The organism is Streptomyces sp. NBC_01006 (assembly GCF_045162725.1).
Classification (GTDB): Bacteria; Actinomycetota; Actinomycetes; order Streptomycetales; family Streptomycetaceae; genus Streptomyces.
Genome location: NZ_CP108700.1, coordinates 2,086,585 through 2,103,210, shown reverse-complemented (window position 1 = coordinate 2,103,210; position 16,626 = coordinate 2,086,585). Strand labels below are relative to the sequence as shown.

Annotated in this window: 14 protein-coding genes; 11 read left to right on the top strand and 3 right to left on the bottom strand. The window is 72.6% G+C overall.

The window, feature by feature from the left end; all coding sequences use genetic code 11:
• Positions 1–40 precede the first annotated feature (40 nt).
• Positions 41–1,363: a homogentisate 1,2-dioxygenase gene (gene hmgA, locus OG509_RS09525; RefSeq protein WP_406181681.1), complete on the bottom strand. Its 1,323-nt coding sequence runs from the start codon at positions 1,361–1,363 to the stop codon at positions 41–43.
• Between the two features lie 153 nt (positions 1,364–1,516).
• On the opposite strand from hmgA, the gene OG509_RS09520 reads away from it, so the two are divergent.
• The 8 genes from OG509_RS09520 to OG509_RS09485 all read left to right on the top strand — a co-directional run bounded on the left by OG509_RS09520 (position 1,517) and on the right by OG509_RS09485 (position 13,081).
• The gene (locus OG509_RS09520) at positions 1,517–3,574 is read left to right on the top strand and encodes a right-handed parallel beta-helix repeat-containing protein (protein WP_406181679.1); all 2,058 of its coding nucleotides are present in this window, start codon (positions 1,517–1,519) and stop codon (positions 3,572–3,574) included.
• Between the two features lie 131 nt (positions 3,575–3,705).
• Entirely contained in the window at positions 3,706–4,494 is a 789-nt protein-coding gene (locus OG509_RS09515) for a hypothetical protein (RefSeq protein WP_406187513.1), read from the top strand.
• Positions 4,491–5,858 carry a hypothetical protein gene (locus OG509_RS09510; protein ID WP_406181677.1) on the top strand — a complete coding sequence of 456 codons (1,368 nt, stop codon included), beginning with the start codon at positions 4,491–4,493 and terminating at the stop codon, positions 5,856–5,858. Before OG509_RS09515 ends, OG509_RS09510 begins: the two co-directional genes overlap by 4 nt.
• 35 nt (positions 5,859–5,893) lie before the next feature.
• Entirely contained in the window at positions 5,894–6,514 is a 621-nt protein-coding gene (locus tag OG509_RS09505; protein WP_406187512.1) for a TetR family transcriptional regulator, read from the top strand.
• Positions 6,515–6,626: 112 nt separating this feature from the next.
• A complete protein-coding gene (locus OG509_RS09500; protein WP_406181676.1) occupies positions 6,627–8,861 on the top strand; it encodes a molybdopterin-dependent oxidoreductase in 2,235 nt (744 codons plus the stop codon).
• A gap of 73 nt (positions 8,862–8,934) precedes the next feature.
• Positions 8,935–10,419 (top strand): CitMHS family transporter, encoded by a 1,485-nt coding sequence (locus OG509_RS09495; RefSeq protein WP_406181674.1) that lies wholly within the window; start codon positions 8,935–8,937, stop codon positions 10,417–10,419.
• Positions 10,420–10,526: 107 nt separating this feature from the next.
• Entirely contained in the window at positions 10,527–11,939 is a 1,413-nt protein-coding gene (locus OG509_RS09490; RefSeq protein ID WP_406181672.1) for an aldehyde dehydrogenase family protein, read from the top strand.
• A gap of 62 nt (positions 11,940–12,001) precedes the next feature.
• On the top strand, positions 12,002–13,081 hold the full coding sequence (locus tag OG509_RS09485; protein ID WP_406181670.1) for a Zn-dependent alcohol dehydrogenase: 1,080 nt from the start codon (positions 12,002–12,004) through the stop codon (positions 13,079–13,081).
• An 18-nt stretch (positions 13,082–13,099) separates the two neighbouring features.
• On the opposite strand, the gene OG509_RS09480 is transcribed toward OG509_RS09485, so the two are convergent.
• Positions 13,100–13,756, bottom strand: coding sequence for a TetR/AcrR family transcriptional regulator C-terminal domain-containing protein (locus tag OG509_RS09480; RefSeq protein ID WP_327131464.1), 657 nt, complete (start codon positions 13,754–13,756; stop codon positions 13,100–13,102).
• Between the two features lie 88 nt (positions 13,757–13,844).
• Here OG509_RS09480 and OG509_RS09475 point away from each other — a divergent pair, with 88 nt between their 5' ends.
• From OG509_RS09475 to OG509_RS09465, 3 genes are all read left to right on the top strand, one after another.
• On the top strand, positions 13,845–14,996 hold the full coding sequence (locus OG509_RS09475) for an acyl-CoA dehydrogenase family protein (protein WP_406181667.1): 1,152 nt from the start codon (positions 13,845–13,847) through the stop codon (positions 14,994–14,996).
• An 83-nt stretch (positions 14,997–15,079) separates the two neighbouring features.
• The gene (locus OG509_RS09470) at positions 15,080–15,370 is read left to right on the top strand and encodes a YiaA/YiaB family inner membrane protein (RefSeq protein ID WP_406181665.1); all 291 of its coding nucleotides are present in this window, start codon (positions 15,080–15,082) and stop codon (positions 15,368–15,370) included.
• A 122-nt stretch (positions 15,371–15,492) separates the two neighbouring features.
• Positions 15,493–16,140, top strand: coding sequence for a TetR/AcrR family transcriptional regulator (locus tag OG509_RS09465; protein ID WP_406181663.1), 648 nt, complete (start codon positions 15,493–15,495; stop codon positions 16,138–16,140).
• Here OG509_RS09465 and OG509_RS09460 read toward each other — a convergent pair.
• On the bottom strand, positions 16,131–16,592 hold the full coding sequence (locus OG509_RS09460) for a MaoC family dehydratase (RefSeq protein WP_406181661.1): 462 nt from the start codon (positions 16,590–16,592) through the stop codon (positions 16,131–16,133). The genes OG509_RS09465 and OG509_RS09460 overlap by 10 nt on opposite strands.
• Between the last annotated feature and the right edge of the window lie 34 nt (positions 16,593–16,626).

The following is a 16,626-nucleotide window of genomic DNA, read 5'->3' as shown; positions in this document are numbered from 1 at the left end:
CACGTGATGCGCGGCAGCACGTGGCGCGCGCGTAGCGATATTAGGCGCGGAAGTGGCGCTGGAGCCCCTGCCAGACGTCGTCGTATCCGCGCTGGAGGTGATCGGCGCCGGCCGCCTGGGTGGTGGCGGTGATCGGCCAGCGGGTCTCGAACATGAAGGCGAGGCCGTCGTCGATCTTCTGCGGCTTCAGCTCGGCGGCGCTCGCCTTGTCGAAGGTCTCCCGGTCCGGTCCGTGCGCGGACATCATGTTGTGCAGCGAGCCGCCGCCGGGGACGAAGCCTTCCGCCTTGGCGTCGTAGGCGCCCTCGATCAGGCCCATGTACTCGCTCATGACGTTGCGGTGGAAGTACGGCGGGCGGAAGGTGTCCTCGCCGACCAGCCAGCGCGGGGCGAAGACCACGAAGTCCACGCCCGCAAGGCCGGGGGTGTCGGAGGGTGAGGTCAGCACGGTGAAGATCGACGGGTCCGGGTGGTCGTAGCTGATGGAGCCCAGGACGTTGAAACGGCGCAGGTCGTAGACGTACGGGGTGTGCGTGCCGTACCAGGCGACCACGTCGAGCGGGGAGTGGTCGTAGGTGGCGGACCAGAGGTTGCCGCAGAACTTGTTGACCACCTCGGTCGGGCGCTCGCTGTCCTCGTACGCGGCCACCGGGGCCCGGAAGTCGCGCGCGGCGGCGAGGCCGTTGGCGCCGATCGGGCCGAGGTCCGGGAGCTCGAAGGGGCGGCCGTAGTTCTCGCAGACGTATCCGCGGGCGTCCTCGTCCAGGAGCTCCACGCGGAAGCGCACGCCGCGCGGGATCAGGGCCATCTCGCCGGGGCCGGCGCTGAGCAGGCCGAGCTCGGTGCGCAGCAGCAGGCCGCCGCGCTCGGGGACGATCAGCAGCTCGCCGTCGGAGTCGCTGAAGACCCGGTCGGTCATGGAGGCGTTGGCGGAATAGAGGTGGATGGCCATGCCGGTGCGCTGGGTGGCGTCGCCGTTGCCGCCGAGGGTCCACAGGCCGGCCAGGAAGTCGGTGCCGGGGGCCGCGTCGGGCAGCGGGTTCCAGCGGAGCCGGTTGGGGTCCGCCGGGGCCTCGGTGAAGGGCGCGGAGCGCAGGGCGCCGTTGTCGACCCGGGTGAAGGGCGGGTGGGCCGCCGAGGGGCGGATCCGGTAGAGCCAGGAGCGGCGGTTGTGCCCCCGCGGCTCGGTGAAGGCGCTGCCGCTGAGCTGCTCCGCGTACAGGCCGAGGGGGGAGCGCTGGGGCGAGTTGCGGCCGGCCGGCAGGGCGCCGGGGACGGCCTCCGAGCTGTGCTCGTTGCCGAAGCCGGTGAGGTACTCCAGTGCCCCGGCCGTCTTCCGGGCCTGCTCGGCCTGCTCGCTCATGGGTGCTCCCGCTCTGTGACAGTCGAAGGAATCCTATGGTCGACAGTAGGATTCCGTGGCCCGCGCGTCAATGGCGCCCCCGATTTCGCGGCGCCGTAGTTCGCGCTGCCGTAGGGGATCCAAAAAGATGAACATTGCTCTACTCTCACGCGCATGTCGTGGACCCGCAGGTTCCCTGCCGTGCCGGCGGCGCTCCTCGCCGCCCTCCTCGCGCTCCTGTCCCTCTTCGCCGCCGCGCCCGCCGCCCGCGCGCACGAGGAGCGCCCCGTGACCCTGCCTGACGGCTCCGGGTCCGTACCGCAGTACCGGAAGGCCGAGCCCGACCTGCTGGTCTGCAAGACCGACCGGCCCGCCTTCGAACGCCGGACGTCCGCCTTCCCGGAGGAGCTCAGGCAGCGCAACCTCGCCCTGTACGAGCGGTGTGAGAAGAGCGGCTACCGGCACCTCCAGGAAGCCGTCGACGCCGTGGACCGGCCCGGCATGAACATCGCGATCCTCCCCGGCCTGTACGAGGAGGAGCCCTCGCTGCCGAAGCCGACGGGGGAGTGCGCCGCGCTCAAGGCCCCCAACTCCTCGCTCGGCTACCAGATCCTCACGTACGAGCAGCAGGTGCAGTGCCGGCACAACCAGAACCTCGTCGCGATCCTCGGCAAGACGGACCTGCAGATCGAGGGCACGGGCGCGAACCGGCAGGACGTCGTCATCGACGCCAAGTACCAGAAGCTCAACGCCATACGCGCCGACAAGTCGAACGGCATCTACTTCCGCAACTTCACCGCGCAGCGGACCACCTTCAACTCGCTGTACGTGCTCGCGGGCGACGGGTTCGTCATCGACGACGTCCTGACCCGGTGGAACGACGAGTACGGCTTCCTGACCTTCGCCAGCGATCACGGGCTGTACAAGAACTGCGAGTCGTACGGGAACGGCGACTCCGGCATCTACCCGGGCAGCGCCTCGAACGTCAACGATGGGCGCGGCTACGAGGTCCCGCGCTACTCCATCGAGATCACCGGCTGCCACAGCCACCACAACATGGTCGGCTACTCCGGCACCGCGGGGGACTCGGTCTGGGTCCACGACAACGAGTTCGACGCGAACATGGGCGGCGCCTCGATGGACAGCGCCTTCCCCGGGCACCCCGGGCTCCCGCAGAACCACGCCAAGTTCGAGCGGAACCTGATCCACGACAACAACGCCGACTACTACGGGTACGTCGCCGACGGCACCTGCGCCAAGCCGCCGATCGAGCGCGGCTACGAGCAGGGGGTGGTCTGCCCGCAGATCTCCATGCCGCCGGGCACCGGGATCATCACCGCGGGCGGCAACTGGAACGTGTACGAGAACAACTGGGTGTACGGGCACCGGCGCGCGGGTTTCTTCCTTTCGGCGGTCCCGGCGTTCATCCGGGGCGAGGAGGCGTGGTCGAAGCAGGCGGACACCTCCCACCACAACCGGTACGCCGCCAACATCCTCGGCAAGGACAAGTCCGGGGCGTCGCGCCCCAACGGCATGGACGTGTGGTGGGACGGCCAGGGCCGCGGGAACTGCTGGCAGAGCGGACCCGACGGCTCCACCCCGGGCACGCTCCCGCACTGCGGCGACCGCCGCGGTGAGGTGTCGGGCGCCTCCTCCCGGCTGGTCGGCGAACCGGTGAAACTGGCCCAACTCCTCGTCTGCGCCGACTACAGCGTGCAGGCGCGCAAGCTGCCGGCCGGCTGCGACTGGTACGGCGCGCGCGGCATGGAGCGGGTGGAGACCCAGATCGCGCTGGCGATGGCGGCTGTCCTGCTCCTGGTCGGCGGGGTGCTGTGGTGGCGCCGCCTGCGCGGGTCCCGCCTGGGCACGGCGGCCTCGCTGCTGGGCCTGGCCGGGCTGGCCCTGGACGTGGCCGGCTCCACGATGCCGCTCGTGGACACCGCCGTGCCGGCCCTGGCGCTGCTCCTGCTGGGCCTGTGGTGGACGGGCGCGGGCCTCGCCCTGCGGCCCGCCCGCCCCTGGCTGGCGCGGCTGACCCTGCTCCTGGCGGCCCTCACCCTCCTCGACGCCTTCGACAAGGCTGTGCTGATGATCCCCTGGATCCCGGTCGGCCCCTCCTGGGCACGGGCCCTGGCCCTGATCCCCTGGACCCTCTGGGCCACCATCGCCGCCTCCCGACCGGGTGACCGCGCCCCGGACCCGGCCCGCCCGGTCGAAGGAGGAGCACAGTGAGCGACGAACGGGCCGCAGGCCCCATCAGCTGCGAGGGCTGCGGGATACCGCCCGTCGGGGCGCGGCCTCGACGCGGCGCCCGAAGCGCGGCCCTGCTCGCACTCGTACTCCTCCTTGTCGGCGGCGCGGCGATGGGCTGCGGCGGGCGGGCCACCACCCACCACAAGCCCGGCACCAGCCACGAGCAGGCCACCGGCAGCGTCGGCACCCTGCTCGATGCCCAGGACCCCACCGGCCACCGGCTCCGCGAGGTCACGGCCGAGGGCGCGCCGGAGGTACAGCTCGCCGCCCGCCCCGACTCCGAGGACGGCTGGAACCTCCAGCTGACGGTGAAGAACTTCCGCTTCACCCCCGACAGCACCGGCGGCGCCGCCCTCCCGGGCGCCGGCCACGCCCACCTGGAGCTCGACGGCCGCAAACTGGCCCGGCTGTACGGCCCCTGGTTCCACCTGCCGGCGGCTCAGGTGCCCGAGGGCACGCACACCCTGACCGTCCGCCTCTACGCCGACGACCACACCGCCTGGGCCGTCGCCGGCAAGGCCGTCGAGGGCACGCTTCAGCTCACCGCCACCACCCCCGGCCAAGCCGGCCACGGCCACACCCCGCCGTCAATGCCCACGTCACCGTCGCCCTCACCCTCGCCGTCGCAGGCGCCTGCCGACCGCACCGTCACCATCACCGTCCGGGACGGCAAGGTCATCCCCGCCCCCGGCCGCACCGAGCTGCGGCGCGGGGAGCGCGTCGCCCTGCGCGTGACCAGCGACCGCGCGGACACCCTGCACGTCCACGGCTTCGACCAGGAACTCGCCCTGCCGGCAGGTCAGGAGGCCACCCTGGTCCTGACGGCCGACCGTACGGGCCTCTTCGAGGTCGAGACCCACGAGTCCCGCCTCGTCCTGACCCAGCTCCTCGTCCGATGACCCCGCCCGGGCTCGGGCTCGGGCCCGTCGCGGGCGCCGGTGACGGGGGCCGGGGCGTGGTCCCTGGTCCGGCCGGTCCGCTCACCACACTCGCGCACGGGATCGGGTCCCAGCACGATCTGCCGATCTCTCCCTTCTACGCATTCGCCGGTGCCTTCGCCGCACTCTTCGTCTCCTTCCTCGCGCTCGGCCTGCTCTGGTCCTCCTCCCGATTCCACGGCGACCGGTCAGGCCTCGCCCTGCCCGCCGCCCTGGAGCGGGTGGCCGACGCGCCGGCCACCCGTACCGCCCTGCGGGGACTCGGCCTCGGCGCCGCCCTCGCCGTCCTCCTCTCCCTCCTCCTCGGCCCCGACGACCCCGCGCGCAACCCCGCCCCCGGCGCCGTCTACGTCCTCCTCTGGGTCGGCCTCGTCCCCGCCTCCCTCCTCCTCGGCCCCGTCTGGCGCCTGCTCAACCCGCTCCGCACCCTCTACCGCCTGTACCGCCGGCTGCCCCGCGCCCGGCCGCAGCACGCGCACGCCCCCCTTCCCGCCCGGCTCGGCCAATGGCCCGCCGCCGCCGGGCTGTTCGGCTTCACCTGGCTCGAACTAGCCGCTCCCGATCCCGCATCCACCACCACCCTCCTGACCGCCCTCGCCGTCTACACCGCCGTCCACCTCGCGCTCGCCGCCCGCTTCGGAGAGCGCTGGTTCGCCGACGCGGACGCCTTCGAGGCGTACTCCGCCCTCCTGGCCCGGCTCTCCCCCTTCGGCCGCCGCAGCGACGGCCGCCTGGTACTCCGCAACCCCTTCCACGGACTCGACGCGACACCCGAGCGGCCCGGACTCGTCGCCACCGTCTGCGTGCTGCTTGGCTCCACCGCCTACGACGGCTACTCCGACAACCCTTCGTGGATCAACACCCTCCAGACCTCCCCCCTCGGCCGCACCCCCACGGCCACGCTCGGACTGCTCGCTGCCATCGCCCTCGTCGCCACCCTGTACTGCCTCTGCGCAGCGGCCACCCGCCTCGTCTGCGGCCCGCACCCGGGCCCGCTGACCGCCTTCGCGCACTCACTCGTACCGATCTCACTCGGCTATCTCGTCGCCCACTATTTCTCCCTCCTCGTCACCGAAGGACCACGCACGGTAATCATGGCACTCGGCACTGACAACGCCCCAGAACCCTTGCCATCACTGGGCCCTGGCAGCCTCGCGGCCCTCCAGGTCATCGCCGTCGTCACCGGCCACGTACTCGGCGTGATCTCGGCCCACGACCGGTCCGTACGCCTTTTCCCGCCCGCCAGGGCCGTCACCGGCCAACTGCCGCTGCTCGCGCTCATGATCACCTTCACGATCGGGGGCATCGGCCTCCTGCTGAACTGAGACCGCTGCTGAACCCGGGACTCAGGAGCGGCATGATGGACCCCGTGCCCCCCGCCCACCCCCTGCGCCGGACGCCGATCCAGCAGCGCAGCGCCGACCGGCTCGCCCGGATCCTCGACGCCTGCGCCGAACTCCTGGACGAGACCGGGTACGAGAACCTCAGCACCCGGGCCGTCGCCCTGCGCGCCGGCGTGCCCATCGGCTCGGTCTACCGCTTCTTCGGCAACAAGCGGGCCATGTCCATCGCCCTCGCCCACCGCAACCTGGACCGGTACACCGGCGCCATCGCGGACCGCCTCGCCGAGCTCCCGTCCGGCGACTGGCGGCCCGTCGTGGACGCCGTGCTCGACGAGTACCTGGCCATGAAGCGGACCGTCCCCGGTTTCGCGCTCGTCGACTTCGGGGTGCCCGCCCCGCCGGCCGAGGGCCCGGCCGCCGACCCCAACGGGCTGGTCGCCGTACGCCTGACCGAACTGCTCGGCGCCCACCTCGGCCTGACCCCGGACGCCACCCTGGAGCGGGCGGTCCTGGTCGCCGTCGAGGCCACGGACGCGCTGACGAAGCTGGCCTTTCGCGCCGACCCGGCCGGCGACCCCGCCATCGTGGCCGAAACCCGGGCCATGATGCACGCGTACCTCTCCCGCGTACTGGACTGATCCACCCGCGGGAGGTCCCGCGCGCGGACCGGCCCCTCCCCACCGTGCCAACCGGTCGGTATGCTCGGCTCGCCCGCGTGTCCGTGTCGCGCCTGCCGCCCCTGGAGGGCCCATGCCCCGCACCGCCCTGCGCATCTGCCCCCTCTGCGAAGCCACCTGCGGCCTCACCCTCACCATCGAGGACGCCGCCGTCACGGGCGCCCGCGGGGACCGCGAGGACGTCTTCAGCCGCGGCTTCATCTGCCCCAAGGGCGCGGCCTTCGGCGCGCTCGACGCCGACCCCGACCGCCTGCGCACCCCCCTGGTCCGCCGCGACGGCCGGCTCCAGGAGGCCACCTGGGATGAGGCGTACGAGGCCATCGCCGCGGCCGTCCCGGCCCTCGTGCAGGAGTACGGGGCCCAGTCCGTCGGAGTGGTCCTAGGCAACCCGAACGTGCACACGATGGCGGGCAACCTGTACCCGTCGCTCCTGCTCAAAGCCCTCGGCACCCGCAACTTCTTCACCGCCAGCACCCTCGACCAGATGCCCAAGCACGTCTCCAGCGGGCTCCTCTTCGGCGACCCCTTCGCCATCCCGGTCCCCGACCTCGACCGCACCGACTTCCTGCTGCTCCTCGGCGCCAACCCGGTCGAATCCAACGGCTCCCTGTGCACCGCCCCCGACTTCCCGGGCCGGCTCAAGGCGCTGCGCGCCCGCGGCGGCACCCTGGTCGTCGTCGACCCCCGCCGCACCCGCACCGCCAAGCTCGCCGACCTCCACCTCGCACCCCGCCCCGGCAGCGACGCCCTGCTGCTGGCCGCCCTCGCGCACACCCTCCTCGCGGAGAAGCTCGCCACCCCCGGCGCCCTGGAGGAACGGACCGAGGGACTCGGGGAACTCGCCGAAGCCCTCGCGAGTTTCACTCCTGAGGCCGTCGCCCCCGCCTGCGACCTCACGGCCGCCGAGATCCGCGACCTCGCCCGCGCCCTGGCGGCCGCGCCCACCGCCGCCGTCTACGGGCGGATCGGCAGCTGCACCGTCGAGTACGGCACGCTCGCCAGCTGGCTGGTCGACGTGCTGAACATCCTCACCGGCAACCTCGACCGGCCCGGGGGAGTCCTCTTCCCGCTCCCGGCCGCCGGCCCGCGGCCGCGCCCCACCGGGCCCGGCAAGGGCTTCACCCTGGGCCGCTGGCGCAGCCGGGTCAGCGGGCACCCCGAGGCCAAGTCCGAACTGCCCATCGCCGCCCTGGCCGAGGAGATCGAGACGCCGGGGGAGGGGCGGATCCGGGCCGTGGTCGCCATCGCCGCCAACCCGGTGTTGTCGGCCCCCGACGGGCGGCGCCTCGACGCGGCCCTGGCCGGGCTCGACTTCATGGTCAGCATCGACCCGTACCTCAACGAGACCTCCCGCCACGCCCACGTCGTGCTGCCCCCGCCGCCGCCCTCGCAGAGCGCCCACCACGACTTCGCCTTCAACGGGTTCGCCATCCGCAACCAGGTGCGCTACAGCCGTCCTGCCGTCCCGCTCGAAGCGGGCCGGCTCGACGAGTGCGAGATCCATGCCCGCCTCGTCCTGGCGGTCTCCGGCATGCACGGATCCGCCGCCCCGTCCTCCGTCGACGAGATGGTCATCCGAGGCACCCTCGCCAAGGAGACCGCCGACCCGCGCTCGCCGCTGCACGGGCAGGATCCGGCGCGCCTGGCCGGCCTCCTGACGGGGGAGAGCGGCCCCGAGCGGCGGCTCGACCTGATGCTCCGACTCGGGCCGTACGGAGACCGGTTCGGCGCAGGCCCCGCCCCCGAGGGACTGAGCCTGGAGCGGCTGCTCGCCCACCCGCACGGCATCGACCTGGGCCCGCTGCGGCCCCGGCTCCCGGGCGTGCTGAGGACGCGCAGCGGCAGGATCGAGCTGCTCCCGGACCCGATCACGGCCGAGCTCCCCAGGCTGCGCGCGGCGCTCGCCGACCGCCCCGCCACCCTGGTGCTCGTGGGCCGCCGCCACCTGCGGTCCAACAACAGCTGGTTGCACAACGTCCCGGCCCTCACCGGAGGTTCCAACCGCTGCACCCTCCAGGTGAATCCGCAGGACGCCGGGCGGCTCGGCCTCACCGAGGGAGGCCTGGCCCGGATCACCGCCGACGGCGGCAGTCTGGAGGTGCCCGTCGAGGTCACCGACACCGTCCGCACCGGCGTCGTGAGCCTCCCGCACGGCTGGGGCCACGACCGTGACGGGGCCCGGCTCTCCGTCGCCTCCGCCGCGCCCGGCGTCAACGTCAACCAGCTCCTCGACGGCTCCCGGCTCGACCCGCTGTCCGGTACCGCGGTGCTCAACGGCTTCCCCGTCGAACTGACACCCCTGCCCTGAGCTGGGGTTTTGCTCGTATTGCTCACGCGCTGACGTCTTGTTGACGCACGGAGGGGGCACCTACGTTCCCTGCATGCTGACCTTCCTCGGCTTCGCCATGATCGCCGCCTTCCTGGTCCTGATCATGATGAAGAAAATGTCGCCCATCGCGGCGCTCGTCCTCATCCCCGCGCTGTTCTGCGTGTTCGCAGGAAAGGGCGCCCACCTCGGCGACTACGTCATCGACGGCGTCGGCAAGCTCGCGCCGACCGCCGCCATGCTGATGTTCGCCATCGTCTACTTCGGCGTGATGATCGACGTCGGCCTGTTCGACCCGATCGTGCGCGGCATCCTGCGCTTCTGCAAGGCGGACCCGGTGCGGGTCGTGGTCGGCACCGCGGCCCTCGCCGCGATCGTCTCGCTCGACGGGGACGGCTCGACCACCTTCATGATCACCGTCTCGGCCATGTACCCGCTCTACAAGAGGCTCGGCCTCAGTCTGGTGGTCATGACGGGCGTCGCCGCCACCGCCAACGGTGTCATGAACACCCTGCCCTGGGGCGGCCCCACGGCCCGCGCGGCCACCGCCCTCAAGCTCGACGCCTCCGACATCTTCGTCCCGATGATTCCCGCCCTCGCGGTCGGCCTGCTGTTCGTGTTCGGCCTCGCGTACGTACTCGGCCTCAAGGAGCGCCGCCGGGTCGGGACGCTGGTCATGCCCGGGGAGGACGCGGAGCCCGCCGAGGAGCGTCTGCTGGTCGCCACCGCCACCGGGTCCACCGCCACCGGGTCCACCGCCACCGGGTCCACCGCCACCGGGTCCACCGCCACCGGGTCCGCGGCTCCGGCCGAGCCGTCCGTCCCCACCTCCCGTACGGGGGGAGGCTCCGACTCCGGCACGGAATCCGACCCCGACTCCGCCGCGCACGAGGACGGCTTCCAGGGCCTCGACCCCCGCCGTCCGACCCTCCGCCCGCGCCTCTACTGGTTCAACGCCGGTCTCACCATCGCCCTCCTCACCGCGATGATCACCGAGCTGCTGCCCATCCCGGTGCTCTTCCTCCTCGCCGCCGCCCTCGCCCTCACCGTCAACTTCCCCCACATGCCCGATCAGAAGGCCCGGATCGCCGCCCACGCCGACAACGTGCTGAACGTCGCCGGCATGGTCTTCGCCGCCGCCGTCTTCACCGGCGTCCTCAGCGGCACCGGCATGGTCAAGCACATGGCCGACTGGCTCGTCGGCGTCGTCCCCGAGGGCATGGGCCCGCACATGGCCCTGGTCACCGGCCTGCTCAGCCTGCCGCTCACCTACTTCATGTCCAACGACGGCTTCTACTTCGGCGTCCTGCCCGTCCTGGCCGAAGCCGGCGCCGCCCACGGTGTCTCCCCCCTGGAGATCGCCCGCGCCTCCCTGGTCGGCCAGGCCCTGCACATGTCCAGCCCGCTGGTTCCCGCCGTCTACGTCCTCGTCGGCATGGCCAAGGTCGAGTTCGGCGACCACACCCGCTTCACCGTGAAATGGGCGGCCCTCACCTCCCTCGTCGTCCTCGGCGCAGGGATGCTTTTCGGCATCATCTGACCCCGGGAGCAGTGGCGGGCCGAAAACTACCGGCGGTAGTTTGTAGGGTGGTCGAACGAGGTCAGGTCTACGCGTCCGCGCGTTCGTGCGCGCTCGGGAGGAAAGCCATGAAGGCCCACGACGGGATGTACATCGACGGCGCATGGCGGCCCGCCGCCGGAAGCGAGCGGATCGAGGTGGTCAACCCGGCCGACGAGCAGGTCATCGACCGGGTCCCGGCCGGGAACGCCGACGACGTCGACGCGGCCGTTCGTGCGGCACGCGCCGCGTTCCCCGGCTGGGCGGCCACGGCTCCGGCCGAGCGGGCCGCCCTGATCGGCGCGCTCCGCGATGTGCTGGTCGCCCGGAAGGACGAGTTCGCCGAGATCATCACCGCCGAACTCGGCTCCCCGCGGGGCTTCTCGGAGATGGTCCAGGTGGGGGCGCCGATCGCGGTGTCCTCCTCGTACGCCGAGCTGGGGGCCTCGTACGCCTTCGAGGAGCGGATCGGCAACTCCACCGTGCTGCTGGAGCCGGTCGGTGTCGTCGGGGCCATCACGCCCTGGAACTACCCGCTGCACCAGATCGTTGCCAAGGTGGCACCCGCTCTCGCCGCCGGCTGCACCCTCGTCCTCAAGCCGGCCGAGGACACCCCGCTGACCGCACAGCTCTTCGCCGAAGCCGTGCACGAGGCGGGCATCCCGGCGGGCGTGTTCAACCTGGTGACCGGTACCGGCCCGGTCGCCGGACAGGCGCTGGCCGCGCACGAGGGAGTCGACCTCGTCTCCTTCACCGGCTCCACCGCGGTCGGCAAGCAGATCGGCGCCACGGCCGGCGCCGCCGTCAAGCGCGTCGCCCTCGAGCTCGGCGGCAAATCGGCCAATGTCATCCTGCCCGGGGCCGATCTGGCCAAGGCCGTCGCGGCGGGCGTGGGCCACGTCATGAACAACTCCGGCCAGAGCTGCAACGCGCTCACGCGGATGCTCGTCCACCGCGACCAGTACGAGGAGGCCGTCTCGCTCGCGGCCGCCGCCGTCGCCAAGTACCCCTCGGGCGACCCCCGCGACCCGGGCACCCGCCTCGGCCCGGTCGTCAACGCCAAGCAGCGCGACCGCGTCCGCGGATACATCACGAAGGGCGTCGAGGAGGGCGCGCGCCTCGTCGCCGGCGGCCCCGAGGCGCCCTCCGAGCACGGGTACTTCATCGCCCCGACCGTGTTCGCGGACGTCACGCCCGAGATGACCATCGCGCAGGAGGAGATCTTCGGCCCGGTGCTCTCGATCCTCCCGTACGAGGACCAGGACGAGGCCCTGCGCATCGCGAACGGGACCGTGTACGGGCTGGGCGGCGCGGTCTGGGCGGCGGACGAGGAGACCGCGGTCGCCTTCGCGCGCCGCATGGACACCGGCCAGGTGGACATCAACGGCGGCCGCTTCAACCCGCTCGCGCCCTTCGGCGGCTACAAGCAGTCGGGCGTCGGCCGCGAGCTCGGCCCGCACGGCCTGGCCGAGTACCTCCAGACCAAGTCGCTGCAGTTCTGAGCCGCCCGCCCCAGCTCCACGTCACCGCCCTGCCCTCCTGAGCCCGAGAGACGGAATCGACCATGGTCCGCGCCGCCATCCTGCCCGCCGTCGGAGCCCCGCTGGAGATACGGGAGATAGTCCTGCCCGATCCCGGCCCCGGCCAGGTCCGGGTGCGGCTCGCCGCAGCCGGTGTCTGCCACTCCGACCTCTCCCTCACCGACGGCACCATGGTGGTCCCCGTCCCCGCCGTCCTCGGCCACGAGGGATCGGGGACGGTCCTGGCCGTCGGCGAGGGCGTCACCCACGTCGCCCCCGGCGACGGGGTGGTGCTCAACTGGTCCCCGTCCTGCGGGGAGTGCCACCACTGCTCGATCGGCGAGGTCTGGCTCTGCGCCAAGGCGCTCAGCGGGGTCGGGGCGGTCTACGCCCACGACGCCGAGGGCACGCCGCTGCACCCGGGGCTGAACGTGGCCGCGTTCGCCGAGGAGACGGTCGTCGCGGCCAACTGCGTGCTGCCCGCGCCCGCCGGGATCCCGCTCGCCGAGGCCGCACTGCTCGGCTGCGCCGTCCTCACCGGCTACGGCGCGGTGCGCAACAGTGCCCGGGTGCGCCCCGGCGAGTCCGTCGCCGTCTTCGGCGTCGGCGGCGTCGGCCTGGCCGCCCTCCAGGCCGCGCGGATGGCGGAGGCGGGCCCGATCGTGGCCGTCGACGTCTCCCCGGCCAAGGAGGAGCTGGCCCGGGCGGCCGGGGCCACCGAGTTCGTGCTGGCCTCCGACACCACCGCCAAGCAGATCCGCGCCCTCACCGGCGGACAGGGCGCGGACGTCGCCGTCGAGTGCGCAGGCCGGGCGGAGTCCATCCGCGGGGCCTGGGACTCCACCCGCCGCGGCGGCCGCACCACGGTCGTCGGCATCGGCGGCAAGGAGCAGAAGGTGAGCTTCCACGCCCTGGAGATCTTCCACTTCGCCCGCACCCTCACCGGCTGCGTGTACGGGAACAGCGACCCCGCGCGCGATCTCCCGCTGATAGCCGACCACGTCCGCGCGGGCCGCCTCGACCTCGGCTCCCTGGTCACCGACCGCATCACCCTGGACGGCATCCCGGCCGCCTTCGAGGCGATGCTCGCCGGCAAGGGCGGCCGCTCGCTCGTCGTGTTCTAGCGGGGATCCGGCGGCCTGCTAACCGCCGGTCGCCCGCCCCGTCAATGCCTCGTGCTGGAGGGCCAGTCCGTCCAGCAGGGCGGCCAGGCCCGTCTCGAACGCGCCCTCGTCCACCTCGCGCCGGCGCTCGGCCAGCAGGTGGGCCTGGCCCAGGTGGGGGTAGTCCGACGGGTCGTATGCCGCCTCGTCGTCCACGAAACCCCCGGCGAACGAGCCCACCGCCGAGCCCAGGATGAAGTACCGCATCAGCGCGCCGATCCGCGTCGCCTGGGCCGGCGGCCACCCGGCCTCCGTCATCGCGCCGAACACCGCGTCCGCCACCCGCAGCCCCGCCGGGCGCCGGCCAGGGCCGCGCGCCAGCACCGGCACGATGTTCGGATGGTCGGACAGCGCGTCCCGGTACGAGTGGGCCCAGTCGTGCAGGGCGCCCCGCCAGTCCCGGCCCGCCCCCGGCTCGAACATCGACAAGTCGACCCGCGCGCTCACCGCGTCCGCGACCGCGTCCAGGATCTCGTCCTTCGTGCGGAAGTGGTTGTACAGCGACGGCCCGCTGACCCCCAGCGCGGCGGCCAGCCGCCGCGTCGACACCGCCCCCAGCCCCTCCGCGTCCACCAGCGCGCCCGCCGCCTCGACGATGCGGTCTCTGCTGAGGAGGGGCTTGCGCGGTCTGGCCATGCGCCACATAGTAGGGCCTGCCCGCCATAAACTACCGGTGCTAGTTAACCTTCTGGTCGACCCGCGCCGGACCGCCCGGAGGTGCCCGGTGAATCTGGAGCTGAGCGAGGAGCAGGAAGCCGTACGCAGGCTCGCCCGCGAGTTCACCGAGCGCGAGATCGTCCCGTACGCCGCCGACTGGGACCGCGCCGAGAGCGTCGACCGGGCCATCGTCAAGAAACTCGGTGACCTCGGCTTCCTCGGCCTGACCGTCCCCGAGGAGTACGGCGGCTCCGGCGGCGACCACCTCGCCTACGTCCTCGTCACCGAGGAGCTCGGCCGCGGCGACTCCGCCGTGCGCGGGATCGTCTCCGTCTCCCTCGGCCTGGTCGCCAAGACCCTCGCCGCCTGGGGGACCGAGGAGCAGAAGCGCGCCTGGCTGCCCCGCCTCTGCTCCGGCGAGGCGCTCGGCTGCTTCGGCCTGACCGAGCCCGGCACCGGCTCCGACGCGGGGAGCCTCACCACCCGCGCCGTGCGCGAGGGGGACGCGTACGTCATCAGCGGCAGCAAGATGTTCATCACCAACGGCACCTGGGCCGACGTGGTCCTCCTCTTCGCCCGCACGGGCGACGAGCCCGGCCACCGCGGGATCTCCGCCTTCCTCGTCCCCACCGACACCCCAGGACTCACCCGCCGCGAGATCCACGGCAAGCTCGGCCTGCGCGGCCAGGCCACCGCCGAACTCGCCCTCGACGGGGTCCGCGTCCCCGTCTCCGCGATGCTCGGGCCCGAGGGCAAGGGCTTCTCCGTGGCCATGTCGGCCCTCGCCAAGGGCCGGATGTCGGTCGCCGCCGGGTGCGTCGGCATCGCGCAGGCGGCGCTGGACGCGGCCGTCTCGTACGCCGCCCAGCGCGAGCAGTTCGGCAAGCCCATCGCCCACCACCAGCTGGTCCAGGAGCTGATCGCCGACATCTCGGTCGACGTGGACGCGGCCCGGCTGCTGACCTGGCGGGTCGCCGACCTCGTCGACCGCGGGCAGCCCTTCGCCACCGAGTCCTCCACCGCCAAGCTCTTCGCCTCCGAGGCAGCGGTGCGGGCCGCGAGCAACGCCCTCCAGGTGCACGGCGGTTACGGCTACATCGACGAGTACCCGGCCGGCAAACTGCTGCGCGACGCCCGCGTGATGACCCTGTACGAGGGCACCAGCCAGATCCAGAAGCTGCTGATCGGCCGCGCCCGCACCGGAGTGTCCGCCTTCTGAGCGTGCGCCCCGGCGTGCATCTGAGTACGCATCTGAGTACGTGCGCGGAGGTGCCCGCGGCCGCGCCGCCCGATGCTGGGTCCATGAGTGAGACACCGGTCAAGCAGCGCAACTCGGCGGCGTACTACGGTCAGGCCGTCGCCGCCTTCGCCATCGCCATCTGTGCCGTCGCCGTGGGGATCTACCACCTCCAGGTGGACGGCTGGGTCCGCGCCTTCCTCGGCATCGCGGTCCTCTACCTCACCACCTCGGCCTTCACCCTCGCCAAGGTGATCCGGGACCGCCAGGAGCTCACCCAGATCGTCACCCGGGTCGACCAGGCCCGGATGGAGAAGATCATGGCCGACTACGACCCCTTCCAGCCGAAGGTCTGAGGCCCGGGTCCGAGGCCGGCGTCCGATCCCCGCGTACGAGGTCCGGAGCCATGTCGGCTAAGCGCTTGCTCACCCTCCGGTAAGGTGTTGTCCTTCCACAGGACGAAGAGGGTGAGCGAGCGATGGACAGCGCGGAGGAGACGACCGCCGGCTACCGGCCGTGGTCGGAGGTCACCCCCGACGCCGCGCGGCGGCTGCTCGTCGCCGCCGTCGAAGCGTTCGCGGAGCGCGGCTACCACGCCACCACCACGCGTGACATCGCAGGACGGGCCGGCATGAGTCCGGCCGCGCTCTACATCCACTACAAGACCAAGGAAGAGCTGCTCCACCGGATCAGCCGGATCGGCCACGACAAGGCCCTGGAGATCCTGGAGACCGCGGCTTCCGGCCCGGGTTCGGCCGCCGAGCGGCTCGACGCCGCCGTACGCTCCTTCGTGCTGTGGCACGCCGCGCACCACACCACCGCGCGCGTGGTCCAGTACGAGCTGGACGCCCTCGCTCCGGAGCACCGCTCCGAGATCGTGGCCCTGCGCCGGCAGAGCGACGCCGCCGTACGCCGCATCCTCGCCGACGGGGTCGGGGCCGGGGAGTTCGACGTTCCGGACGTCCCCGGCACCACCCTCGCCGTCCTGTCGCTGTGCATCGACGTGGCCCGCTGGTTCAACGCGGCCGGCCGCCGCACGCCCGACGAGGTCGGCGCGCTCTACGCCGACCTCGTCCTGCGCATGGTGGGAGCCGCCCCGGACGGACCCGGTACGGCTCAGAAGTAGTAGCGGGACACCGACTCCGCGACGCACACCGGCTTGTCGCCGTTCTCGCGCTCGACCGTGACCGTCGCCGTGACCTGGACGCCGCCGCCCGCCTCCGTGACCTCCGTGATCACGGCGGTGGCGCGCAGCCGGGAGCCGACCGGGACGGGCGCCGGGAAACGCACCTTGTTGGTGCCGTAGTTGATGCCCATCTTCATGCCCTCGACCCGCATGACCTGCGGGACCAGGCTCGGCAGCAGCGACAGCGTCAGATAGCCGTGGGCGATGGTGGAGCCGAAGGGTCCGCCCGCGGCCCGCTCCGGGTCCACATGGATCCACTGGTGGTCGCCGGTGGCATCGGCGAACAGGTCGATCCGCTTCTGGTCCACCTCCAGCCAACCGCTCGGACCGAGCGGTTCCCCGATCCCCGCGCACAGTTCCTCGGCGGACGTGAAGATCCTCGGCTCGGCCATGCGTCTCCCTCTCCCTGGCGAAATAAGCGCTTGC